This window comes from Paenibacillus sp. EKM10P, from assembly GCF_011800655.1.
Taxonomy (GTDB): domain Bacteria; phylum Bacillota; class Bacilli; order Paenibacillales; family Paenibacillaceae; genus Paenibacillus; species Paenibacillus polymyxa.
Map to the genome: position 1 here is coordinate 148,985 of NZ_JAALET010000007.1, position 24,114 is coordinate 173,098.

Genomic DNA, 24,114 nt, shown 5'->3' on the forward strand with positions numbered 1-24,114 from the left:
CATTTATCTTTAAGCTTCGCTTCATGAAAACTTCATTTGACTGTTTACAGCTCTTTCCGCATAATGAAATTAGGATTTAGAATCAGTCTAAGTCATAAAAAGCTATAAAACAAGTGATTCGTTTTTACAACACCCGGTGTCCACTTTTTGGGATGAGCTTCTGCCAGCAGTACTTTTAGAGTATATGCAGCAGCCCAGCGCCCGGTACCGAAAACTCGCTATATAATACTTATGATATTTTAGGAGGAACCAAGATATGTACAAGTCCATTATTATAGGTACCGGCCCTGCCGGTTTGACCGCCGCTATTTACCTGGCACGTGCTAATATGAACCCGCTGGTGATCGAAGGACCGCAGCCAGGCGGACAATTAACCACGACTACAGAAGTTGAGAATTTTCCAGGCTTTCCTGAAGGAATCATGGGACCCGATTTGATGGATAATATGCGTAAGCAAGCGGAGCGTTTTGGCGCTGAATTCCGCACAGGCTGGGTGAACAAGGTAGACACAACTGCTCGTCCATTTACACTGGATGTAGAAGGTTTAGGTGAACTGGTTACCGATACGCTGATTATTTCCACAGGGGCGACTGCCAAATACCTGGGGATTCCCGGTGAACAGGATAACATCGGACGCGGCGTGAGCACTTGCGCTACCTGTGACGGGTTCTTCTTCCGTGGCAAAGAAATCGTTGTTATCGGTGGTGGGGACTCTGCACTGGAAGAAGCTAATTTCCTGACTCGTTTTGCCTCCAAAGTAACGTTGGTACATCGTCGTGAAGAATTGAGAGCTTCTAAAATTATGCAGGATCGTGCTCGTGCGAACAGCAAAATTGAATGGGCGCTCAATCGTACTCCTGTAGAAGTAGTTGCAGACGAAAACGGAGTAACTGGCTTGAAAGTGCTGAACAATGCAACAGGTAAAGAGGAAATCATTACAGTGAGCGGCGTATTCGTGGCGATTGGACATCATCCGAATACAGGCTTCCTTGCGGGACAAATTACAACGGATGCGAACGGTTATATCGTCGTTAATCCGGGTACTTCCGAAACAAACGTGCCTGGCGTATTCGCTTGTGGCGACGTACAGGATACACGCTACAGACAAGCGATTACCGCAGCAGGTAGTGGTTGTATGGCTGCTATGGACAGCGAGAAATACATTGAAAGTCTGGAGCACAGTGCACTGGCCCTGTAATACTTGCAAGTGTGTATAAATATGATGTAACAAAATAAATGATGAGGTGATATTCATGGAAAAAGCAATAGTTTACACATCTACAAACTGCCCGCATTGTCGTCAAGTAAAAAGCTACCTGGCTGAAAAAGGCGTCGAATACGAAGAGCGCAACATTGAAACCAATGAAGCCTTTGCTCAAGAGGTGTGGGATATGGGCATTCGTGCCGTTCCATTGACTCTGATTGGGGAAGAACGTATTTCCGGTATGAACAAAACCAAGTTTGAAAAAGTGTTGAACGCTTAATCCAGCCTAACAGCATGTGATTTTCATATGGTTTAAACAAGGCCCTCGCCGCAGTTGCATACTGCGACGGGGGCCTGTTTTTTGGTCTTTTACAAAGATACACGTACACGCCCGAGAAAAGGAGCCGTTGCAGCATAGGCAGCACCTAGCATCGTCGAACGGCTGCCAAGCGTGGAGAAACGAATCTGTAATTGCCGACGGTGATAGGGCAGGGCCCGCTCTTCGATCACTGTACGCATACTTTGCTCCAACCAAGGTCTGGCTTCCGCAAGCGGACCGCCAATGATAAGCATGCCGGGGTTGAGGCTGTTCACAATATTGGTAATACCTACACCTAAATAGCGCCCGATTTCACCAAGGACGCTTAATGTACTCGCATCACCTTGCTGGGCAAACGGGAGTAATCCCGCTGTATTATGTGCGGGCAGTTTCAATGTGGATGCTACATAGGCCTTCTCCGAAGCATACAGCTCCCAGCAGCCTCGGCTGCCGCACGAGCAGAGGCGCCCGTTCCAGTCTATGGACATATGTCCACTCTCGCCCGCGTATCCCCAAGCCCCTTGATACGGCTTGCCATCAATAATAATTCCGGCCCCGATCCCGGAGCCTGCACTGATGTAGACCAGATCCCGCACAAGCTGCCGATGATCGGCGTCCATACCATAGTACAATTCACCTTGTGCACCGACGTTGGCCTCATTATCCACCACTACGGGAAGACCCAGCTCTGTCTCAAGCTGTTGACGCAGCGGAACCTCTTCCCAGCCCAGATTGGGTGCGAATAAAACATTTCCGGTTTCATCCACCATACCCGGTACCCCCAACCCAATGCCAACAATACCGTGAGGGGAGGGAGGAGTGACCTGCATGAGTTTCTGAATGAGCTTACGGATTTGTGCGATGACAAAGTCAGGATCATGCTGGGTTAGAGAAAGGGTAAGCTCTGTTTCAATGGTACCTGCCAGATCGGTCAGAGCACCCTTGATGTACTGTACGCTAACCTCGATACCGAGTACAAAGCCTGCACGGCTGTTGAACAGCAGCATTAAAGGTTTACGCCCACCGCTGGATTCTCCTAATCCTGTCTCATACACCAATCCATCGGTGATAAGCTCTGCAACCAGGTTGGAAACGGTGGCCTTGTTTAATCCGGTTTGACTGGATAACTGTGCCCGGGATAGAGGGGCATGAAGGCGGATTCGCTCCAATACAATGGATTTATTCAGCTTTTTGACAAGCGCCTGATCGCCAGTAACATTCACGGTTATTTTCACTTCCTGTTGATGTAATTCCCGTTATTATATCATAAAAATAAACTTAGTTTAAGCAATAGACAAAGTTTCTTGGCTATGCTAGAATCGTTTTTGTAAACGTTTACTATAAAGGAGGAACTTATAATGGCTTATTTCGAACAAGTATCTAAAATTAAATTCGAGGGCAAGCAATCCGATAATCCTTTTGCATTTAAATTTTATAATCCTCAGGAAATGGTAGCGGGAAAAACGATGGAGGAGCATCTGCGTTTTAGTATGGCTTATTGGCATACGCTGGTTGCAGGTGGCTCTGATCCTTTTGGAGTAGAGACTGCGGAACGTCCATGGTCCAAGTTTACTGGACTAGATTTGGCGAAGGCACGTGTGGAAGCTGCCTTTGAACTGCTGGATAAGCTGAATTTACCTTATTTCGCCTTCCACGATGTGGATATTGCACCTGAAGGCGCGTCACTGAAGGAATTTTACAGCAATCTGGATACCATCGTGGATCTGATTGAGGAGCACATGAAGGCTACGGGGAAAAAGCTGCTGTGGAACACGGCGAACATGTTTAGCCATCCACGTTATTTGCATGGAGCTGCGACAACTTGCAATGCAGATGTATACGCACACGCAGCTGCTCAAATTAAAAAAGGACTGGAAGTGGGCAAACGTCTGGGCGCAGATAACTATGTATTCTGGGGAGGCCGTGAAGGCTACGAAACACTGCTGAATACAGATTTGAAGTTGGAACAGGACAATCTGGGACGGATGTTCCATATGGCTGTGGACTACGCGCGTGAAATCGGTTTTGACGCTCAGTTCCTGATTGAGCCAAAACCGAAGGAGCCAACCAAGCATCAGTATGACTTTGATGCGGCGACGACGATTGCCTTCCTGCAAAAATATGATCTGGATCAGCATTTCAAGCTGAATCTGGAAGCTAACCATGCAACCTTGGCGGGTCATACTTTTGATCATGAAGTACGTGTAGCACGGGTTAACGGCATGCTGGGTTCCCTGGATGCCAACCAAGGCGATTTGCTGCTGGGCTGGGATACGGATGAATTCCCGGTTGATCTGTATGATGCCACACTAACCATGTATGAAGTGTTGCAAAATGAAGGTCTGGGCCGTGGCGGTATCAACTTTGATGCCAAGGTGCGCAGAGCATCGTTTGAACCAGAAGACTTGTTCCTTGCGCACATTGCAGGTATGGATACGTATGCGAAGGGGTTGAAGGTTGCCGCCAAACTGATCGAGGATCGTGTGTTTGAGGACTTTATTGAGAAGCGGTACAGCAGCTTTAAGGAAGGCATTGGAGCAGATATTGTATCCGGAAAAGCAACGCTTGCTTCTCTGGCTGAATATGCTCTGGCGAACGAAACACCACGCAAAAACGTATCCGGTCGTCAGGAATATCTGAAAGCAACATTAAATCAATACATTTTGGCTGATTAATGCCAGAGCTTATATATGAAATAAGGATTTCACGATAAAGGGAAGGAGGAACTCCAATGCAGGAGAAGCTAAATCAGGAGCAGGAGCGTTATGTCATCGGCGTGGATTTGGGTACCAGCGCAGTTAAAACGGTGCTGGTCAACCGCAAGGGGCAAGTGGCTTATGAAACCTCACAGTCCTATCCTCTCCATCAGCCGAAAGCAGGGTATAGCGAACAGCATCCTGAGGACTGGGTCAGTGGCACGTTAGCATCACTGAAACAGCTTGTGGAGAAGGCCGGAATCGCCGGAACAGATGCTGTGGACGGCATTAGCTTTTCGGGGCAGATGCACGGGCTTGTGCTGACTGACAAGGAAGGCCAAGTGCTTCGTCCGGCTATTCTTTGGAATGACACGCGCACAACGGCACAATGCCGCCGTATTGAAGAACAGCTCGGGCCAGCGCTGCTAAGTATCGCGCGCAACCGCGCGCTGGAAGGCTTCACGCTGCCCAAGCTGCTGTGGGTGCAGGAGCATGAGGCAGACGTGCTGGCTCGTGCGGCCCATTTTATGCTGCCCAAAGATTATGTACGCTACTGTCTCACAGGAGAACTGGCGATGGAGTATTCGGATGCGGCGGGCACATTACTGCTGGATATCGCGAACAAGCAGTGGAGCGAAGAGATCGCTGCTGCGTTTGATCTGCAGCTGTCGCTGTTCCCGCCACTGGTGGAATCCTTTAACCAGACGGGTACACTATTGCCGGAGATTGCGGAGCAGAGCGGGCTTTCGTCTGAGACCAAGGTCTATGCAGGTGGAGCAGACAACGCATGTGGCGCGATTGGCGCTGGCATTTTGAGCGAAGGCCGCACCTTGTGCAGCATCGGCACCTCAGGAGTTGTGCTTTCCTATGAGGAACGCAAGGATATCGACGTTCAGGGGCGAGCCCATTTTTTTAATCATAGTGAGCAGGATGCTTATTATATCATGGGAGTTACACTCGCGGCTGGATACAGCTTGACCTGGTTTAAGGATACCTTTGCGCCAGAACATTCCTTTGACGCATTGTTGGAAGATGTGAACTCGGTCGAGCCGGGCAGCCGCGGGCTGCTGTTCACGCCTTATATCGTAGGCGAACGTACGCCTCATCCGGATGCAACTATTCGAGGCAGCTTTATCGGGATGGATGCAGGGCATAAGCTTGCGCATTTTACACGAGCGGTACTGGAGGGAATTACGTTTTCGCTCAAGGAATCCATTGATATTCTTAGAGGCACGGGAAAAACGGTGAATGAAGTGATTTCCATCGGCGGCGGAGCGCGTAATGAGGCATGGCTGCAAATGCAGGCCGATATTTTTAACGCGGATATCGTCAAGCTGGAAAGTGAGCAGGGACCTGCCTTGGGAGCAGCTATGCTGGCTGCCTATGGTAGCGGGTGGTTTGAATCGCTGCAAGCGTGCGCTGAAGCTTTTCTGCGTGAAGCAGCAAGATATTCGCCGAACCCAGAACGTGTGGCACAATATGAAGGCTTATACGAGCTATACCGTGAAGTGTATCTACACACACGGGAGCTAAGTGATCATTTGGCGGTCTATCGGTAATATGGTGAGCTTTGAGCTTAAATGAGAAGCGGCTTCGGGTGTAGAAATCCCCGAAGCCGCTTTTCATGTAATGATGTTATGAATTAAATACTTTTCTTCATTTTCGCATGATCTTCATTCACTGAGCTCACGGCACAGCCCGGACATGACTTGCTTGATGAACAGCCGGCACAGGCGCCTTGGCGGCTTTTTCGCAAAAATCGTACCAACACCCACGCACTATAACCGAGGATCGCCAATAAAATAATTACATTGATCATGGAATCCACTTCCTTCTATATACTGTAGGGCCTGAATTAACCCCAACCTAATAATCTGCCACACTGATAGATCAAGACGGCGATGATATATGCCACGGCCAAAGGATAGATCACAGAAAATGCAGTCCAGCGCCAAGAGAGTGTCTCTTTGCGAATAACCGCTACCGTGGCCAGACACGGCACATACAACAGAATGAACACCATAAAGCTAAATGAGGCAAGCGGTGTAAAAGCATGACTGACTTGCAGTTCCAATCCCTGCATATCGGGAACGTGGTAAATGATATTCATAGTCGATACGACTACCTCCTTGGCCATAAAACCTGTGAGCAGGGACGCGCCTGCTTGCCAGGTACCAAAACCAAGAGGGGCCAATAGAGGTGCAAACCATCCTCCAATTGTAGCGAGCAGGCTGTCATCCATTTCTGCGCCGAAGCCCTGCGGACCGAAATTGGACAAGAGCCAGATGCCAACGGAGCCTGCAAGAATAATCGTTCCGGCTTTACGGACGAAGCCTTTGACCTTTTCCCATGTGCTGCGAAATAAGGTAAGAGCCTGCGGTACCCGATAGGGAGGGAGCTCCACGATGAAGAGGGAAGGCTCACCTGATAAAATAGATACTTTGGAAAAAATTTTGGCAAGTATAAGCGATACGGTGATCCCTAACACATACATCAGCATGATAATGCTTGCCGCATGTGACGGGAAAAACACACCTGCAAACAACGCATAGACTGGCAAGCGGGCCGAGCATGACATAAAGGGTACCAGCAACGTTGTAATAAGGCGTTCTCTTGGTTGTTCGATGGTGCGTGCCGCCATAATGGCCGGAACATTACAACCAAATCCAATAATGAAGGGAATGAAGCTTTTCCCGTTCAAGCCCACAGCCTGCATCAAGCGATCCATGAGTATCGTGACCCGTGCCATATACCCAGAGTCTTCAATCACCGAGATAATCAGAAATAAAATAGCAATTTGAGGCAGAAAAACTAGCACACCCCCGACCCCAGCCACGATGCCGTCCACGACTAGACTTTGTGTAAAAGCGGACGCGTTCAGGTGAACGAGTAATTCAGAAATCCAGCTGCTGAGTGTCCCTGAAAAAAATTCATCTAGCATATCTGAAAGAATTGTACCCGCCCAATCGAAGGTAAACTTGAAAGTAGCGTACATCAGCAGTAAAAAGATCGGTATCCCCAAGTACCGATGAGTTAGCAGTGCATCCAGCTTATCCGTCAGGCTGTGAGGTCTGAGTTTGGATGTATCAATTGCCTTGGTGCACAGATCAGCAATCCATGCTGTTCGTACAGAACGAATATGCTGAGCGGGGGGGATGGCATACCCTTCCCTAAGAAGCTCTTCTTCGCAACGCTGGATGCGTGCCGTTACTTGTTCACGCTGTTTCTCATTCGTCATCCATTCCATGACGACCGGATTGTTTTCCAGGCATTGTAATGCGGCCCACCGGAGCTGAGGCACAGATGTATTCGGCAGCAAGTTGCAAATATCCTTAATAGCAGCTTCGACGGTAGGGCCGTAATCTAGTTGAAAAGCATTGGATGTATGTCTGACCTCTCGAAGGGAAGCAAGCATTTGCTTACTTCCGCTACCTGTACGTGCCACCATAGGAATAATGGGAACGTTCAATTGATCAGCCAACAGTTCCTTGTTTACCCGAAGACCGGTGGCATCGGCTACATCAGTCATGTTTAAGCCGAGTACAAGCGGACGACCGTATTCCAGTAGCTGTACAGTCAGATAAAGATTGCGCTGGAGCTGGGAGGCATCCACGATGTTAATCAGCGCCGCAGGCGGCTCCTCCAGCAAATAACGAGTAGCGACGCCTTCATCCAGCGACAGAGGGAGTAAAGAATAGGCCCCCGGCAAATCCACCAATACGGCAGACTTGTCACGCAGAATTCCTGTTTTCTTTTCCACGGTGACGCCGGACCAGTTGCCTACTTCTGCATACGTACGAGTCAGCTTGTTGAATAATGAGGTTTTACCTGTATTGGGATTGCCAAAAAGAGCGATCATGTCCATGTCGGAACAACCTCCAGTTGTTTCACTTGATTTTGACGGAGACCGACCAGCTGTCCGTTGCATTCAATAACAATAGGACCGCCCAATAGACTGATCTTTTTTAAGCGTATGATGGAGCCTTCGTTGATGCCCATGTCTGTTAAGCGTCGGCGCAATGAGGGGTGAAGAGGGGCAAGAGATTGCAAACGCACAGTTTGGCCTAATGGCGTACGAAGGAGCGAGATACATTCTGGCATGGTGCTCAGCCTTTCTGATCTAGAATGAGAATCAATATCATTTACTTCCGATGCCAGTACCATATCATGAGGAGTACTAGATTGCTGTGATAAAATTCTCTGCGAACGACATGTTTGCCTAAGGTCCCAACTGTTATATAGCAGAGCATGGTGTCACAACCTGCCTTTAAATGCACTCTTACTCGCCTGCAACCGACAAAACTAGAGCGTTTGGGGCAACTGTTTTTATGGTAAGATAGAGCTGTTTACAACTATGCTAAGAAGGGCAGGAACGCTCTGTATGAACAGAAAAATCGGGGTTAGGCTTGTAAAATGTCTGGTTGCAGGTGCGGCGCTGGCTGTGTTGCTGCCGCAGGCTGTAGAGTGGGGCAGCAATGTGTATGCGTCGTCGGTCAAGCCGACTTCCTCCGTATCCTCGCAGCAGCTTCAGAACAAGCTTTTACAGGCAATGGCTACGCGGAGTGAAACGCTGACCTTTACATATCAAGGGCGAGTGAACGGTCTCAAGCAGCAGCTACAGACAGCCATCCAACAGGCGATGGAGAGCGATCCGTATGTGAATTATACGATCAAAAGCTACGCATTCAGCTATACAGGCACAACCACCTCCGCCCAGGTTACGATTCGTTTAAGCTACCGGGAGACGAAGGAACAGACGGCATATGTGGATAGCACAGTTCAAGCTGTGTTGGGGGATATCATTACGAAGGGAATGACGGATCACGAAAAGGTGAAGGCCATTCATGATTGGATCGTCGTTCGCCTGAAGTATGATGAAGCACAGCAAAAGTACACAGCCTACGATGGCCTGAAAACGGGCAGCACAGTGTGTCAGGGTTATTCGCTGTTGGCCTATAAAATGCTCGAACGAGCAGGGATTACGAATCGGATTGTGGAGGGTAGAGCAGGGGGACAGCTGCATGCATGGAATCTTGTTTTATTAGATGGCCGATGGTATCACATGGATACGACATGGGATGACCCGACCCCCGATCGCGCGAACGAGGTAAGCACTTCATATTATCTGCTGACGGATTCAGAAATGCGGCGGGATCACTCATGGGTGAAACAATACCCTCAGGCGAATACATCGTATCGGGAAACCTTATCGGCATTGATAGCTACTGGAGGATCAAAGGCTACCGTGTATCAAAAACTGTACAATAACCTGGAGTATCCATTGCAAGACGGCAAGGGGCTGGTCAAATCATCCGCCGATATCAAGGAGCAGGTTCATAAGGTGATAAATAAGGGAGGAACGTCACTTACCTTCGGCTATCAGGGGACGGAACGAAGTCTCAAGGAGGATTTGCAATCCTTATATCAACTTGGCTTGAAGTCCATTTCCTATCAGATTACGGATCTTGGAAGTACCGGCAATCTTCGTGTAACCCTAAAATGGGCCTGATGATTTTGCTGTAAAAAGCTACATTAACAAAGGAGTATTCTAATTTATATGCACAAGCGTTCCTTTACCTATTTGCTTGGCACGCAGACGATGTCCAATGCGGCCGACATTCTTTACATTATGGCACTTGTGTCTCTGGTTTTTCATGAAACGGATTCGATCTTCTCTTCGGTGCTCGTTCCGTTGCTGCGAATGGGTGCACAGATGATCAGCGGCTTTTTGGCACCGCTCATTTTGGCCCGGTTCCAGCTTCCATTTATTTTATTCGTTTCCCAGTTCGGACAACTGGCCTTCTTCGCTGTACTGCTGGGCCACTTGTGGTCAGCGGGCACGGAGCCCGTATGGGTGATTGTGTTTGCGTTGGTGACAGCCATGTCCTTTCTGGACGGCTGGACTACACCTGCGCGCAACGCGCTGATTCCCCGCCTTGCTTCGGGGGAAGGGCTCATGCGGGCAAACAGTCTGGTATCGGTCAGCGATCAGACGGTGCAATTAGCGGGGTGGGGGCTTAGTGGTGTGCTCGTAGCTATGCTGGGCTCGGAAAAAACATTGCTGGTGGCTGGCGGTCTGTATATGATAGCGCTGATCTTCACGAGCTTGATTCGAGATCCCCTAGAAGGCAAAGCCCATTATTTGCTTCAGCCTGGAACAAGGGTGCAAAATGGAGATGTCTCAGCTTATGAGGCTGTAACCGAGCCGGGACAAGGGCACCATGACTTGCCTCCCGCACAGTTGGAAGATAAGCTGTATGGTCCGGAATCAGAGAGTCCGTCGGTGCCTCCTAAACGTAAAAAGGAAATACTGCGAGAAGGTTGGAGTCTCATCGGAGCCAGTCGCAGACTGAAGGCTCTTATTTTTATGGATATGATTGACCTGCTGGGGGGATCGGTTTGGGTAGGCGCGTTCACGCTTGCCTTCGCTCAGCAGGTCTTGCACAAGAGCGAGGCATGGTGGGGATACATCAATGCCGCGTATTTTGCAGGGGCGATTGGTGGCGGCATCGTAGTTCTTGCCTGCGTCAAGCTGTTGCAGCGCAGACTGCTGCCCGCCATGCTGGCAGGAATGGCAGGCTATGGACTGCTGACAGCTTGGTATGCACTGAACACATTACCGCCACTAACGCTGCTTATCGTGCTGTTGATGGGGCTACCTGCGGAAATGTCGGTCGTCTCCCGCCGCACGATGATGCAAATGAGTGTGTCGATACATGATTTGCCTAAGGTGCTGTCCGCCCAGGCTACGCTGACAAGCCTGACGTTTTGTATTTCGCTGCTTTTAATGGGCTGGATTGCAGATCATCTGGGTATCGTTAATTTGTACTTGTTTTCAGCAGTCTTGACACTGATTGCTGTCATATACGGTATTTTTAGTCGTCGTGCCTTATCTATGTCTTTATCAGCTGAAGTAGCTGCTTCTTCCAAATAAACAGAAAAAGCCCGTCTCCGGGCATATACAGGGGAACATGCGGATAACGGTCTTGGGACCAGGTGTATCAGCGTGTTTCCCTGATATGTGGAGACGGGCTTTTTATCACACACGGTATTCTATTATTTATCCGAAGGCGGATTTGAACTCAAATCACATTCTTTTAATGGAACGATTTTAGTACGTTTAATCCATTTGTAGCCAAGCCACAGCAGAAGGAACAGCGGCACACTCATATACGTAGCGATCATCGTTTTCCAGTCAATCTCCTGTCCGGTGAAAGCATCCGTCCCTTGCCCAATAATGACAATGATACATAGAGCAAAGGCGAACAACGGTCCAAACGGGAACCAGCGGGCTTTGTAGGGAAGTTCACTCAGACTGTGACCCTGTGCAGTAAAGGCACGGCGGAAACGATAGTGGCTGACTGCAATCCCAACCCACGTAATGAATCCGCACATTCCAGAGGCATTGAGCAGCCAGTTATAGACTACACCGTCTCCATACAGGGAGGCGAGAAAAGCCAGCATACCAACAGCAGTCGTAATCAGAAGTGCATTCATAGGAATGCCGCGTCGATTGATACGCCCAAGGAAACGGGGGGCTTTACCTTCCCGCGCCAAAGCGTACAGTACCCGAGTCGCTGCATACATACCCGAGTTGCCTGCCGACAATACGGAAGTCAAAATAACGGCGTTCATGACTGAGGCAGCAATGGCAAGCCCCGCTTTTTCAAATACGAGCGTGAACGGACTGACTCCGATATCACTGATATCTCCTCGCAACAGATTCGGATTCGTATACGGAATGATCAAACCAATAACGAGAATCGCGAGAATATAAAAGAACAAGATACGCCAGAAGATCTGGCGGATAGCACGTGGCACATTGTCACGCGGATTTTCGCTTTCGCCAGCGGCTACCCCAATTAGCTCGGTTCCCTGAAAGGAAAAGCCCGCAGCCATAAATACGCCCAATACAGCGAAGAATCCACCATGGAACGGGGCATCTCCTACCGTGAAGTTGGCAAAGCCCACCGCAGGACCACCCATGATGCCGAAAATCATCAGCACCCCTACGGCCAAAAAGATGATTACAGTCACAATTTTAATCATCGCGAACCAGTATTCGGACTCACCGTAGCCTTTGACCGTCAACGCGTTCAGCAAGAAGATTATGGCCAAGAATAACAGACTCCACCAGGCAGAGTGACTTTCTGGAAACCAGTATTTGATGAGCACGGTTGCTGCTGCCAATTCGGCAGCAATCGTTACTGCCCAGTTGTACCAGAAGTTCCAGCCCATGGCAAAACCGAAAGCCGGATCGACGAAGCGACCTGCATAGGTATTAAAAGAGCCGGATTCAGGCATAAACGTAGCCAACTCACCGAGGCTGGTCATTAAGAAGTAGACCATAAGGCCAACTGCTGCATAAGCCAGCAGGGCACCGCCGGGTCCGGCTTCGGCGACCGCGCCTCCACTGGCGAGGAACAGACCGGTTCCGATCGAGCCACCGAGGGCGATCATCGTCATATGGCGGGCTTTGAGACTTTTACGCAAGGTTGCGTCAGGTGTTGCTTTGTGTTGCACGTTCAAACACTCCTTCATGAAATTGTATTTCATGTCAGGGCAAGAGCCAGAAGGAGGGGGAGTATATAAATCAAAAGACCGCAGGGAATACGCCTGCGGTCTTGTCTATGCATTCCGCACCATACCTTCTTCTATAACAAGATAGCTCAACACACGTGTCTGTGTTAGGACATCGCGTGACAGTTCTGCTCCTTTCGGTTAGCAGCCCCAGCATACGGAGTATTTACAAAGAGTCAGCTCCGCATACTTCGGCGGGTGTACCTTTCTACTGGAATCTCAGACGGCTCTTGGCGTCTCCTCCAGTGTACTGATTACATCCGCGACCTCTACCTCATCATAAAACAGGTTGATGAGGTGTATGACATGATATTATATTGTATAGCGAACTACAGTATATCGTACCTGTACACCTTCTGACAATCGACAATTTTTTGAAAATCCACTTATCGATTCTTAAATCAGGAGTTCCGTTTGGCCATCTGCTGCCAAACCGTACCTGCGGCTTGCTCGCCTGATTCGATGCGCTCCAGCGCCATTTTAGCTTGTAGACTGACCTCGAATTCGGGGTCATCGACGGCCTTCTCCAGCGCATCACGCGCATCCTCGGTTCCAACCTCGTATAGAAAACGGGCTGCACGCCAGCGAACCAGCTTGCTGCTGTCCGATAGGGCTCCGATCATAGCACTGGTAGCGACGGGATCGCCAATGTCCGACAACGTGTCGCCAGCAGTGCGGCGGACTGCCGCTGAAGGATCGCGCAGCGCCTCGAACAGCAGTTCCATCGCCTCCGGTGTACGAATATCGCCCAGATAGACGACTCCCAGCCGCCGCAGCTGCATTTTGTCGTCATGCAGCGCTTGCCGGATCAGCGGCAAATGCTCGGGCGTCGGCTCCAGCCGATCCAGTGCAGCGTAGCGTGTGCGCCAGTCCTCGTGTTGCAGGGCCTGCTTCAGCTCGGCATCGCTCCACTCGCGGCGTTCCTCCACGAATTCGCTGTTGTCCGCGCCGTGGGCAATCGCCTGCTGGATAATTTGTTCCAGCCGATCCTGCGGAAAGGCTGCCTCCAATTCCTGCTCAACCTCGCGAGCAATATCCGGCAGTTCACCGTAGCGGACGCCGTAATCACTCAGCTTACGTTCTTTGATCAGCGTTGCACTCGCTACGCGGGTAACGGCTTGCACGAAGCGGTCGGACAAGGAAATTCGTTCCTCCTGCTGACCCGCTTTAACTCGAATTTGCATGGGAAGGCCGCGAAAAAATTGTACAAAAACCTGTGCTTCACCAAACGCTTCCCCAGAGGTTTCCTCTGGTAAATCCCAATTAGCGTCAGCACCTTCCTCGCCTAGCTGATCCCGGACCTGACCCAGAATAGTAGACCAATCGGCATTTCCTTTACGGTCAAGGGCTACAAAATCAGTCGTGTGAAACACGCTTTTGACCCCTTCAATGGCCAGCATACGCCGGATAAATGGGGGAGCTGAACGCTCATTGTCCCGTGTATATGTTCTGCGGATACCCGCTTCCAGTCGCTCATCCAGATGCAGCATCATGGTGTTAGGACTGGGAGTTGGCTCGATAGATGTTATCTTCATAGCTCGGTACAGCCTCCTGTTCAAAAGTTCTCCATATATCATATATCGCTTATCTGTATTGTACCTCATTCTGCGTAGGTCTCCAAAGAGAGAGTTTTCGTTTATAGAGAAAACACAATGACATATATCACATGATTTAGATGAGTATACCTGTTAAATAGGAGTATTTCATAGGTTTTATTCTAGAAATCCGGGGGCGGTGGCGATGGGAAGTACCATCCGATTGCGCAGTGGCGCTATAGGTAACTTTTAAGTTCGATTTTAGTTTGATGTTGTATTATGCATCCCGCTCCAGTGGATCGTTTTGACGGCGGCGAATGAGCAGGGAGGCGATAAGTCCCACAGACAGAACAGCCGCCAGCAGCATAAATGTAGTCATCTGATTGCCGCCATTCCCCATCAAACGAATGGAAAGCATAGGAGCTATACTCGTACCGGCAAACAGGATGAAGGTATATAGTGAGACCGCTATGGCCCTTGCTGCCCCGCCGAGCTGACCAACTATTGTAATGAGTGAAGGGACACTCAGGGCAATGCCGCTGACAAAACATACACTTAATACCACGATAGCTATTAGAGAATGTGTCATTCCCATCAGCGCCAAGCTAAGGATGGAAAGAAGAAGAGCTGTACGTAATACAAGGTGTACATCGAATTTCAGGGCCAATTTTCCGGCGAAGGGTGAGAGAAGCATGCCGATGATGCCAGCCGACCTGACATATAGCATCTGTCTACTATTCAGGCCAAATTCGGGACTGCCAAGGTAGCTTCCCAAAACCGTATACATGCTCACAAATGACATCAGAAGAACAAAAGCAATCGTGTAGCTTAACCATAAAGGATACGAACGCAGAACGGTCCCCAACTGACCGAAGGCTGCCCAAATGCGAACCCCTCGTTGCGGGGAGGGAGCTTTAGGCAGGAAAAAAAGAACGATCAGGAAGGTGATTGCGTACAAAACACCTAGCATCCGAAATACCATATTCCATCCGATTTGTTCGCTGATGATAATACTAAATACCTGTCCGGCAATACCTGCCACTAGAAAACCGGTGCTGATAAAGCCGATGGCTGTTACCCGTTTTTCGGTTGGAAACATATCTACGGCGTATGCGAGAGCAACGGGGGAAAAGGTGGCTGCCGCCAAGCCCTGAAGCAATCGTAGTGCAACTAATACAGAATACTGACTGGTTAAGCTGAGGGATAACGAAAGGATCGTCAATGCGAGCAATCCAGCGACGATAATCTGCTTGCGTCCAAAGCGATCAGACAATCCTCCATAAATAAGACATCCCGCCGCAAAGCCTAAGGAAAAGATACTTCCCGGCAGAGCTGCTTCAGCTAGCGTTTTTCCAAATACTTTAGCAAAGAGAGGGACCAAAGGGATCGTCACATACAGGCTGGACATGACGACAACCGCTGACCAGCATAGGATTACGGTCATCCATGCATAAGGGAGAGCAACATTTTCCTTCTGGATAACGGTATCTTTTGTTCGTAGTTTACTCATCAATAGAACACTCCTTCATCATCAAATAAGTAATTTGAAATACAAACAATTGAATATATTAGATAACCTAATTATATGTTCAAAAAAAAATTACCTGCCCACCCCCAGCTTGTCTTCCATATGATGATGGATTTTTTCTATAATCCGCGAAAAAATGATCTGTTCCTCGGGCTCCAAAATACTCGCTAGGGAAGCACAGGAAGACCAAAATACAGGGAGCACTTGCTGTACAAGGTGAGAACCCGCTTCTGTAATGCGTACATGAATTTTGCGCCGATCTGTAGAACTATGTTCTCTGATAATCCAGCCTCGTTGCTCTGTCCAATCCAGGAGGGATGTTACAGATGCACGTCGGATGCCTAGACGGTCAGCAATCATAGAGGGGCTCATCTGAGCCTGGGATTGGTGCAATGTCAATAGCAACAATAAATCTAGCTTACTCTCTGTCAGGCCGTAAGCAGCTAGATCCAAATCTACCGCGTCGAGCACATTATCACCTGTCCATAGCAAGAAGAGACCAATACGGGCAAGTCGCCGGTCTGTTTCTGCAAGGGCAGTTTGATCCATTAACTTTAGATAAGGTTCTGGGCCCAGACGAGGAAGAGATTGCTGGATGAAGTCCCGCTTACTTTGTTTTGGCGGCATAAGTTCACTCTTTTCATATAATTAGGTTATCTAACTATTTATCAATATAACGTATTGTCATGAATAAAACAATATCTAGAAAGAAATACTGCTACATTCAATACAGAAGCAGGGTTAAAAATCAGCTGAATGAACCAAACTGTAAATAGGTTACCAAAATGCCCCAAAAGATAAGTGAAGGAGGCGTTCCTATGTTCCGCAAGCAGGAAAGAACGCTCATTATTGTATGTATAGTAATTGCGGCCATTATGCTATATGCCGTAATTAAAAGCATAGCTCGCTTGACTCCCTAGTTGGTAATCATGAGTGAATTCGAAGTTTTCCCTATTAAAAACGTGAAATGAAGGAGTGAAACCCATTTGTCTTCACTGGACCCTGTATTGCTAAGCCGGATGCTGACCGGAATTACCCTGTTTGTTCATATCGTATTTGCATCCATCGGCGTTGGCGTACCCTTAATGATTGCACTTGCAGAATGGCGCGGGCTGCGAACTGGTGATCCGCATTATACACTGCTGGCACGGCGGTGGGCTCGGGGATTTGTCATTACTGTCGCCGTGGGCGTCGTGACAGGCACCTCCATTGGTCTACAGCTCAGTTTGCTGTGGCCTACCTTTATGCGGGTGGCCGGACAAGCGATTGCGCTGCCCCTGTTTTTAGAGACGTTTGCTTTCTTTATCGAAGCAATATTCCTAGGCATCTATTTGTATACCTGGGATCGGTTTAAAAGTAAATATTTTCACTTGATGCTGCTCATCCCGGTGGCGATTGCCTCGTCTGCCTCAGCGGTTTTTATTACGACTGTGAACTCGTTCATGAACCAACCTCAAGGCTTTACACTCAAAAATGGAGTCATGACCAATATTCATCCCATCGAGGCTATGCTAAACCCGGCCACGCCGACCAAAGTGTCCCATGTACTGGCTTCCTCGTATACATTGAGCGCAGGGGTGCTGATGGGGCTAGCTGCTTACAGCATGCTGCGGGGGCGTAATCACCCTTATTTTAAAAAGGCGCTGAAGCTGACGGCCACCTGTACCATTGTATTTGCCATCAGCACAGTGCTGATTGGAGACGCATCCGGCAAATTTCTGGCCAAATATCAGCCGGAGAAGCTGGCTGCTGCCGAATGGCATTTTGATACGATGACGCACGCCCCCTTTGTATATGGCGGCTTTATGGACGAAAACGGTGAAATCAAATATGCCCTGAAAGTGCCTTATGCACTTAGTATCCTGGCAGGTAATTTGCCTAGTACGGAGGTTAAGGGGTTAAATGACTATCCGGTGGAGGAGCGTCCGCCGCTGTCTATTCATTATATGTTTGACCTCAAGATCACCACAGGAGTGCTGATTCTCGTCATCCCACTGCTGTATCTGATCCGTAAGCGTTTGCCAGGTCGCAAACCCTACCCCAAATGGCTGCTGCTAGCGCTCATTCTGGTCGGACCGATGGCGATGGTAGCTATTGAGCTGGGCTGGATGTTTGCAGAGGTCGGCAGACAGCCGTGGATTTTACGCGGATATATGAAGGTGTCCGAAGCAGCAACCACTTCTACAAGTGTTGGGTGGATGCTAGTGTTGTTTGTTATTTTGTATCTGGTGTTGTGCTTCTCGGCCATCAAGGTACTCAGCAAGCTATTCCGTAATAAGGATGCCGTGGAAGAGATAAGACAGCTGGGCCTGGAAGGGGCTGAAGGCAAGTGAGCTATGAAATTGTAGGTATCGCTATATTGTGGACCTTCCTGTTTGGATATTTGCTTGTGGCGTCCATTGATTTTGGTGCAGGCTTTTTCAGCTTTTACAGCGTGCTGACAGGCCACCAGAATAAAATCCACAATATCATTCAACGATATCTGTCTCCGGTATGGGAGGTAACGAACGTATTTCTCATCTTTTTTGTGGTGGGATTAAACGGGTTCTTCCCGGATGCGGCTTATTACTATGGTACGGCGTTACTCGTTCCCGGCAGTATTGCGATTGTGCTGCTCGCGATCCGGGGAGTATATTATGCTTACAATACCTATGGGCATTCGGGTAAAAATAATATCGTCTACATGGCATTGTACGGTGCGACTGGGCTGCTGATTCCCGCAGCACTGTCGACGGTCCTCGCTATTTCAGAAGGCGGCATTATTATAGAGAACAGCACAGGTGTTCATCTGCAATGGGGCCAGCTATTAAGCAACCCTTACACGTGGGCAGTTATTATTCTGGCGCTGGTGAGTGTATTGTATATATCGGCGATGTTTTTGTCCTTTTATGCCAAAAGGGCAGGGGACAAGGTCGCTTTTGAAATCGTACGAGGGTACGCGTTACTCTGGAGTGCTCCTACGATTTTGGCGAGTTTGTTCGCATTTTTCCAGATTAACAAACAAAATCCAGACCATTTTGCCAATATGCTTAGTATGGCCTGGATGTTTGTCGCATCCTTCATATGCTTTGTGGGAGCAGTGTATCTGGTCTGGCAGCGGCGGCATTTGGGTATCTCCTTCATCCTGGTGATGCTGCAATTTGCATTTGCCTGGTATGGCTATGGCCGCTCACATCTTCCGTATGTTCTGTATCCCTACATTAATGTATATAACAGCTTTACGAACTCTACGATGGCGTATGCATTGATTACGGCGTTTGTTGCGGGTCTGCTGGTGCTGATTCCTTCGCTGATCCTGATATTGAGATTGTTTCTGTTCGATGCAAAGTATGTACGAGGACAAGCGGGAAAGAAGGGGTGAGTTAGAGTGGTTGCTTTCGAGCATTTTACGATCATGTATGAGTCGCCAATCATTATCGTGGTGGCGATTGTGTTTTTGTTTATTTATTCGGCACGCTTTAAAAATCCACAGGACTGACAATAACATGTGGAGCAGGCCTTCTGATAGATCCGGGAGGTCTGTTTTTGCTGTATTATCGCAGAATTTCCTTTACAGATGTGATTGAATTATACTTTACATAGTTCAGGATGTTGCATCATTTCATGATCACATTTGAGTGACAATATATAGTTAAATTGAACCGTTGTGTTTTTTGGAGAACGGGTCTGTCAGGGAGGGGGCTGCATCATGCCTAAAGTGCGTTTTAACAATATGGATCATGTAAATACCGATAAAACCATCAAGCAATTCAGACAATGGCGGCAGGAGAGACGCAGCAAAATAAAGGATTACACGTTCGTTGTGCCCAACCATCTCCCGGAGCTGGAGTTTCTGCATAGTAATCGGGAAATGGCGACGGCGACCTGGGTGGGCCATTCCACCTTTTTCATTCAGTACCTTGGGCTGAATATAGTCACCGATCCGGTGTGGGCAGAGCGTATGGCTTTTGATAAAAGATTGGCTCCGCCCGGCATTCACATTCAGGATGTGCCACCGCTGGATATCATTCTGCTGTCACATTCGCATTATGATCATTTACATTTGGCATCGTTGCGGAAGTTATATCGTGCAGATACATTGATACTCGTCCCCTCGGGGTTAAAGTCGAAAATGATCCGCAAAGGCTTTCGCAACTGCCATGAGCTGCAATGGTGGGAGCATTTTACGGTAGGTGGAGTGCGGATTACATTTGTTCCGGCACAGCACTGGACACGGCGTACGCCGTTTGATACCAATACTTCACATTGGGGTGGATACGTTCTTCAAAGTGAGCAGCAGATGATCGCTTCTGCCACGTCTGTTGCAGGCTCAGATGCTCACGCAGAATCAGACTCAGCGGAGGGGGAGGCACCTACGTTGTATTTTGTGGGAGACACCGGATATTTCCGTGGGTTTAAGGAGATTGGCGAGCGCTTTGCTATTGATCTGACCTTTATGCCGATTGGTGCGTATGAACCGGAATGGTTCATGACCTCACAGCATGTGACACCGGAGGAGGCGTTGCAGGGCTTTGTGGATTGCGGCGCAGATCAGATGATCCCGATGCACTATGGAGCCTTTAAGCTGGCGGACGATACGCCGAGAGAGGCGCTGGATCGTCTTGAAGTGGAGCGAGAGCGCTTGGGGATTGCAAAGGAACGCATCCATGTACTGGGGCACGGAGAGACGCTGAAAATTGGGCGCCGTTGCTCAACCAGAATCTGAGGGATTCAATAAAATACGTATATAAGAGGATTTTGCAAAAATCCAATAAGCGGCCCAGCGGACAATTAATATTGTCTGCCGAGCCGCTTTTTTTAGTTCTATGCTACCGTTCAGAATTAAACGGCTTCGATATCACTCGCCAAAGAGGAATCATTGTTCGAGATGGGATGACGAACGATTTTAACCTCATAAAATGTGATTTTGTTTTCAATAATATAGTCTGGAATTTGACGGTGGTTGTGGGATTCGCGGAACGCTTCACTTTTCGTCCAGCCTTGGAAGTTCTCTTTTTCCTGCCAGCGTGTGCTAATCGTTACTTCCTCATAACCCTTCGTGTTTTCCGTCAGCAGCACTTCCAGACCGAGGAAGCCTTCCATTTTTTCAACCTGTCCTTCTTTGTTAAATCTTTCGATGAGCAGGTGGGCATTGCCCGGTGTAATTTTAGATGTATTTGTAACGATAACCATATTAAATTCCTCCTGAATGATGTGGTATGGTCGGTATAATAACCGGATAGCCATCCTCAAATTTGATGGTAGCGTTCATTTCATAAATGTCGCGAAGAAAAGCAGACGTCAAAATCTGACGGGGTTCGCCAGCAACGGCGATCCGTCCCTTTTTTAGCGCAATCATATGATGACAATAGGCCGCAGCTTGCTGCAAATCATGCAGTACCATAACAATCGTCAAGCCGGACTCGTGATTGATACGCCGCAGCATATCCATAACTTCAAATTGATGGGCGATATCCAGAAAAGTGGTTGGTTCATCGAGTAAAAGAATACCCGTTTGTTGGGCCAAGGCCATTGCAATTCGCGCTTTTTGTTGTTCACCTCCCGATAGAGTATGGAACATCCGATCTGCATAGGGCTTGATGCCTGTGATTCCCATGACATGGTCGATAATATGCTGGTCTTGTCTGGTAGGACTTGTCCTCAAACCCTTGGTATGAGGGGATCTTCCGTAAGCGACCAGCTCACGGACTGTTAATAACGGCAGCATATCCTTCATTTGCGGCAGCATGGTAATCGTCTGGGCAAAATCACGCCGTTTGTATTCCTTTATGGGCTTGCCCAGTACGGAAACCTTGCCCTGATCCTGCTTGAGCAGACGGGTCAAAATCCGTAAAAGTGTAGACTTGCCTGAGCCGTTGGGACCGACAATGGCAGTAAGTTGCCCAGCGGGCAAGGTAATGTTCACATCGTCCAGCTGGAAATATCCGCGTTGTAAGGAAAGATGCTCACCCTGAATGGCTGTCATCCGAAATTCCCCCGTTTCTTGAGTAGGATTAAGAAGAACGGTGCCCCAATGACGGCCAGCAAAATACCGACAGGCAATTCAATCGGATCAAACCAAGAGCGTGCCACTGTATCGGCTAGGACAACCAGTGTCCCACCGCCCACGATGGAAAGGGGGAGGAGGAAACGATAATCTTCCCCGATGAGCAGCCTTATAACATGGGGAACGACCAGTCCTACGAACCCGATCAGCCCGGCTACACTGACCGCCGTGCCGGCGAGCAGGGCAGAAAGCAAGATAATGAGCATCCGTTGAAGCTCTACCCGCTGGCCCAGCAACTGTGCTGAATCATCACCCAATAGCAACAAATTCGCAGGCTTAATGGCAAACAAAGAGGCGATTAAGCCAATGATAGCGTAAGGAGCCATGAACTCCAGATGTTGCCAGCTTCGTCCATTTAACCCGCCGGATAGCCAAGGAAGTACAGCCTGTACGCGGTCACTGTACATGACCATTACTCCGTTGGTGAGCGCGCCCAGCAACGCGTTGATTGCAACACCAGCCAGTACAATTTTGACAGGGGAAGCCCCTCGGTCCCAAGCCAGCAGGTAAATGACGATCGCACTCAGAAAGGCTCCCAAAAAGGCGGTTACCGGAAGAAGGTAACTAAGCTGTGGAAGCATCACCATCGTAATGACGGCTGCAAGCCCACCTCCAGCCGATACACCAATAATGCCTGGGTCAGCCAATGGATTTTTCATGACGCCTTGAAGAAGTGCTCCTGAAGCTGCAAGACAAGCGCCTACCAGTAAACCCACCAACACTCTGGGTAGTCGGAGATCCATTAGGATCGTGTGATATGTGGATTCATCATGATGTAGCAAAACCTGATTGATTTCTTGAAGTGGAATCGACACCGAACCGTAGGCCAGACCGTACACAGAGACAGCTAGCAGTAAGATCGGAAGGGTAATCCAGGCGATGGTGCGTCTTCTGGTGCGCTGTAGTTTGTTCATCGTCATCGCCTATTTCGCCGGATACAGCTTTTGGTGCATCAAATCCAGCGCTTTAGTGACCCGTGTCCCCGGATTCGTCCCGAACAAATCTGAAGGTAAAACTTCGACCTGATTGTTTTGGACTGCCCTGATTCCGTTCCAAGCTGCATTTTCCTGCATTTCCTTTATAAATGCGGCTTTAACCTCTTCCGTATTACCATGGGTCATGATGAAAATGTAATCAGGGTCAGCTTGTACGATGCGTTCTGTGTTCAACTGCGCATATTGCGGGAAATTTTGCAGGCCCGGAAAATCAGCGGCGATATTGGAGCCACCTGCAACTTCCAAAATATTTCCGCCTAGAGAATTCGGCAGCGCCGCCATGTACGTGGCCGGGGCTCCGTAAACCAGCAACACCTTTGGTTTGGAGGTAGAGGCTGTTTCTTTTTGCAGCTTGACTACCTGTTGGTCAATTTGTTGGTTCAGCTTTACGGCCCCGGCCTGCTTTTGCAGTAATTGTCCGAACAGCGTAATTTGTGACTGGATATCCTGAACGGAATTGGCCCCAGTCAGCAGCAGTTGTGAACCGACTCCTTCAATAGCTGGAATGTCTTTTTCATTCATAGGATAATTGCCTAGCACGACATCCGGTTTGAGCATCGTAATTTTCTCCAGATCCACTTCATGGGTGGAGCCTATTTGCTGAACGTTTTCAGCAGCAGGTACGACGGAAGGTCCATTGGAGTTGGGTCTGCCCACGGCTGTCCCGCCTAATGCGTAAATAATATCCAGATCGCCATTGCTGAGCGCAACGATATGTTGAGGGATCTTTTGAAACGCCAACGTCCGTTTTGAAAAATCAGTAACTTGAATCGTCGCGCCGCTTGTCGTGCTTGAAGCGGTAGATACGGAAACGCTGGCTGGTTTCTGATCTGCGGAGGTACCATTACTACATCCGGTAACTGCCAATAAAAGCGCTGCGGACGACCACAACACATAAGATTTCATGTTATTCCTCCTGCAATTTTCAAGTTAAACAATAATGATAATCATTTTCATTTATGTATAAGAGAATGATAATGAATATCACTGAGTATTGTCAATTGAAAAAAGCAATTTTTTAAATAAATTTTGAACTAAAAACAAAAGAGAGTCATTCTAATTATAGAAGAAGGAACTACAAATTTTTATTAAAAAATAGCATATATCAAGGGATTACGTACACACAAATACATATTGACATTTTCGAAAAGTGTAAGATATATTGGTGATGGGTTTACTTGATTTTGCGAAATTATGGAATAGAGAGGTGG

General features: G+C 48.6%; 22 protein-coding genes and 1 riboswitch. Of the genes, 10 read left to right on the top strand and 12 right to left on the bottom strand.

All coding sequences use genetic code 11. From position 1 onward, the window contains the following. Positions 1-256 precede the first annotated feature (256 nt). Together trxB and HFE01_RS17440 are read left to right on the top strand one after the other, a co-directional pair. Positions 257-1,198: a thioredoxin-disulfide reductase gene (trxB, locus tag HFE01_RS17435; RefSeq protein ID WP_167438581.1), complete on the top strand. Its 942-nt coding sequence runs from the start codon at positions 257-259 to the stop codon at positions 1,196-1,198. A gap of 55 nt (positions 1,199-1,253) precedes the next feature. Next, the gene (locus tag HFE01_RS17440; protein WP_013373091.1) at positions 1,254-1,484 is read left to right on the top strand and encodes a glutaredoxin family protein; all 231 of its coding nucleotides are present in this window, start codon (positions 1,254-1,256) and stop codon (positions 1,482-1,484) included. 89 nt (positions 1,485-1,573) lie between these two features. On the opposite strand, the gene HFE01_RS17445 is transcribed toward HFE01_RS17440, so the two are convergent. Further along, a complete protein-coding gene (locus HFE01_RS17445; RefSeq protein WP_167438582.1) occupies positions 1,574-2,746 on the bottom strand; it encodes an ROK family transcriptional regulator in 1,173 nt (390 codons plus the stop codon). Positions 2,747-2,881: 135 nt separating this feature from the next. Here HFE01_RS17445 and xylA point away from each other — a divergent pair, with 135 nt between their 5' ends. Both xylA and xylB read left to right on the top strand, forming a co-directional pair. Then, positions 2,882-4,198 (top strand): xylose isomerase, encoded by a 1,317-nt coding sequence (xylA, locus tag HFE01_RS17450; RefSeq protein WP_016820313.1) that lies wholly within the window; start codon positions 2,882-2,884, stop codon positions 4,196-4,198. A gap of 56 nt (positions 4,199-4,254) precedes the next feature. Then, positions 4,255-5,778: a xylulokinase gene (gene xylB, locus HFE01_RS17455; protein ID WP_167438583.1), complete on the top strand. Its 1,524-nt coding sequence runs from the start codon at positions 4,255-4,257 to the stop codon at positions 5,776-5,778. A gap of 83 nt (positions 5,779-5,861) precedes the next feature. Here the strand turns inward: xylB and HFE01_RS17460 are convergent, their stop codons facing one another. Genes HFE01_RS17460 through HFE01_RS17470 form a run of 3 tightly spaced genes read right to left on the bottom strand, consistent with a single transcriptional unit; the run spans position 5,862 to position 8,320 of the window. Then, a complete protein-coding gene (locus HFE01_RS17460) occupies positions 5,862-6,038 on the bottom strand; it encodes a FeoB-associated Cys-rich membrane protein (protein ID WP_016820311.1) in 177 nt (58 codons plus the stop codon). A gap of 36 nt (positions 6,039-6,074) precedes the next feature. Then, complete coding sequence (gene feoB / locus HFE01_RS17465; RefSeq protein WP_167438584.1) at positions 6,075-8,084, bottom strand: ferrous iron transport protein B; 2,010 nt, start codon at positions 8,082-8,084, stop codon at positions 6,075-6,077. After that, the gene (locus tag HFE01_RS17470) at positions 8,075-8,320 is read right to left on the bottom strand and encodes a FeoA family protein (protein ID WP_016820309.1); all 246 of its coding nucleotides are present in this window, start codon (positions 8,318-8,320) and stop codon (positions 8,075-8,077) included. The genes feoB and HFE01_RS17470 overlap by 10 nt, the downstream gene beginning before the upstream one ends. 280 nt (positions 8,321-8,600) lie before the next feature. On the opposite strand from HFE01_RS17470, the gene HFE01_RS17475 reads away from it, so the two are divergent. Both HFE01_RS17475 and HFE01_RS17480 read left to right on the top strand, forming a co-directional pair. Further along, on the top strand, positions 8,601-9,728 hold the full coding sequence (locus HFE01_RS17475; RefSeq protein ID WP_019688614.1) for a transglutaminase domain-containing protein: 1,128 nt from the start codon (positions 8,601-8,603) through the stop codon (positions 9,726-9,728). A gap of 48 nt (positions 9,729-9,776) precedes the next feature. Then, on the top strand, positions 9,777-11,153 hold the full coding sequence (locus HFE01_RS17480; protein WP_025365843.1) for an MFS transporter: 1,377 nt from the start codon (positions 9,777-9,779) through the stop codon (positions 11,151-11,153). Between the two features lie 122 nt (positions 11,154-11,275). Here HFE01_RS17480 and HFE01_RS17485 read toward each other — a convergent pair whose 3' ends face one another. The 4 genes from HFE01_RS17485 to HFE01_RS17500 form a co-directional block, all read right to left on the bottom strand. Beyond that, positions 11,276-12,742, bottom strand: a complete 1,467-nt coding sequence (locus tag HFE01_RS17485) for an amino acid permease (RefSeq protein ID WP_016820306.1) — start codon at positions 12,740-12,742, stop codon at positions 11,276-11,278. A 134-nt stretch (positions 12,743-12,876) separates the two neighbouring features. Beyond that, a riboswitch (Lysine riboswitch) is annotated at positions 12,877-13,079 on the bottom strand. Between the two features lie 121 nt (positions 13,080-13,200). Then, complete coding sequence (locus HFE01_RS17490) at positions 13,201-14,334, bottom strand: virulence factor (RefSeq protein ID WP_016820305.1); 1,134 nt, start codon at positions 14,332-14,334, stop codon at positions 13,201-13,203. Positions 14,335-14,611: 277 nt separating this feature from the next. Next, positions 14,612-15,844, bottom strand: a complete 1,233-nt coding sequence (locus HFE01_RS17495; protein WP_167438585.1) for an MFS transporter — start codon at positions 15,842-15,844, stop codon at positions 14,612-14,614. Between the two features lie 90 nt (positions 15,845-15,934). After that, on the bottom strand, positions 15,935-16,489 hold the full coding sequence (locus tag HFE01_RS17500) for a MarR family winged helix-turn-helix transcriptional regulator (protein WP_102997636.1): 555 nt from the start codon (positions 16,487-16,489) through the stop codon (positions 15,935-15,937). A gap of 359 nt (positions 16,490-16,848) precedes the next feature. Here HFE01_RS17500 and HFE01_RS17505 point away from each other — a divergent pair, with 359 nt between their 5' ends. From HFE01_RS17505 to HFE01_RS17515, 4 genes are all read left to right on the top strand, one after another. After that, positions 16,849-18,195, top strand: coding sequence for a cytochrome ubiquinol oxidase subunit I (locus HFE01_RS17505; protein ID WP_016820302.1), 1,347 nt, complete (start codon positions 16,849-16,851; stop codon positions 18,193-18,195). Further along, positions 18,192-19,223 (top strand): cytochrome d ubiquinol oxidase subunit II, encoded by a 1,032-nt coding sequence (locus tag HFE01_RS17510; RefSeq protein WP_017425966.1) that lies wholly within the window; start codon positions 18,192-18,194, stop codon positions 19,221-19,223. The genes HFE01_RS17505 and HFE01_RS17510 overlap by 4 nt, the downstream gene beginning before the upstream one ends. Positions 19,224-19,229: 6 nt before the next feature. Beyond that, the gene (cydS, locus tag HFE01_RS27775) at positions 19,230-19,340 is read left to right on the top strand and encodes a cytochrome bd oxidase small subunit CydS family protein (RefSeq protein WP_014278118.1); all 111 of its coding nucleotides are present in this window, start codon (positions 19,230-19,232) and stop codon (positions 19,338-19,340) included. Between the two features lie 210 nt (positions 19,341-19,550). Continuing rightward, positions 19,551-20,567: an MBL fold metallo-hydrolase gene (locus HFE01_RS17515; RefSeq protein ID WP_167438586.1), complete on the top strand. Its 1,017-nt coding sequence runs from the start codon at positions 19,551-19,553 to the stop codon at positions 20,565-20,567. 116 nt (positions 20,568-20,683) lie between these two features. On the opposite strand, the gene isdG is transcribed toward HFE01_RS17515, so the two are convergent. Genes isdG through HFE01_RS17535 form a run of 4 tightly spaced genes read right to left on the bottom strand, consistent with a single transcriptional unit; the run spans position 20,684 to position 23,809 of the window. After that, on the bottom strand, positions 20,684-21,034 hold the full coding sequence (gene isdG / locus HFE01_RS17520) for a heme oxygenase (protein ID WP_167438587.1): 351 nt from the start codon (positions 21,032-21,034) through the stop codon (positions 20,684-20,686). A 1-nt stretch (position 21,035) separates the two neighbouring features. Further along, positions 21,036-21,827 (bottom strand): ABC transporter ATP-binding protein, encoded by a 792-nt coding sequence (locus HFE01_RS17525; RefSeq protein ID WP_167438588.1) that lies wholly within the window; start codon positions 21,825-21,827, stop codon positions 21,036-21,038. Beyond that, positions 21,824-22,822, bottom strand: a complete 999-nt coding sequence (locus HFE01_RS17530; protein WP_181955932.1) for a FecCD family ABC transporter permease — start codon at positions 22,820-22,822, stop codon at positions 21,824-21,826. Before HFE01_RS17530 ends, HFE01_RS17525 begins: the two co-directional genes overlap by 4 nt. 9 nt (positions 22,823-22,831) lie before the next feature. Then, the gene (locus HFE01_RS17535) at positions 22,832-23,809 is read right to left on the bottom strand and encodes an ABC transporter substrate-binding protein (RefSeq protein ID WP_025365837.1); all 978 of its coding nucleotides are present in this window, start codon (positions 23,807-23,809) and stop codon (positions 22,832-22,834) included. Positions 23,810-24,114 lie beyond the last annotated feature (305 nt).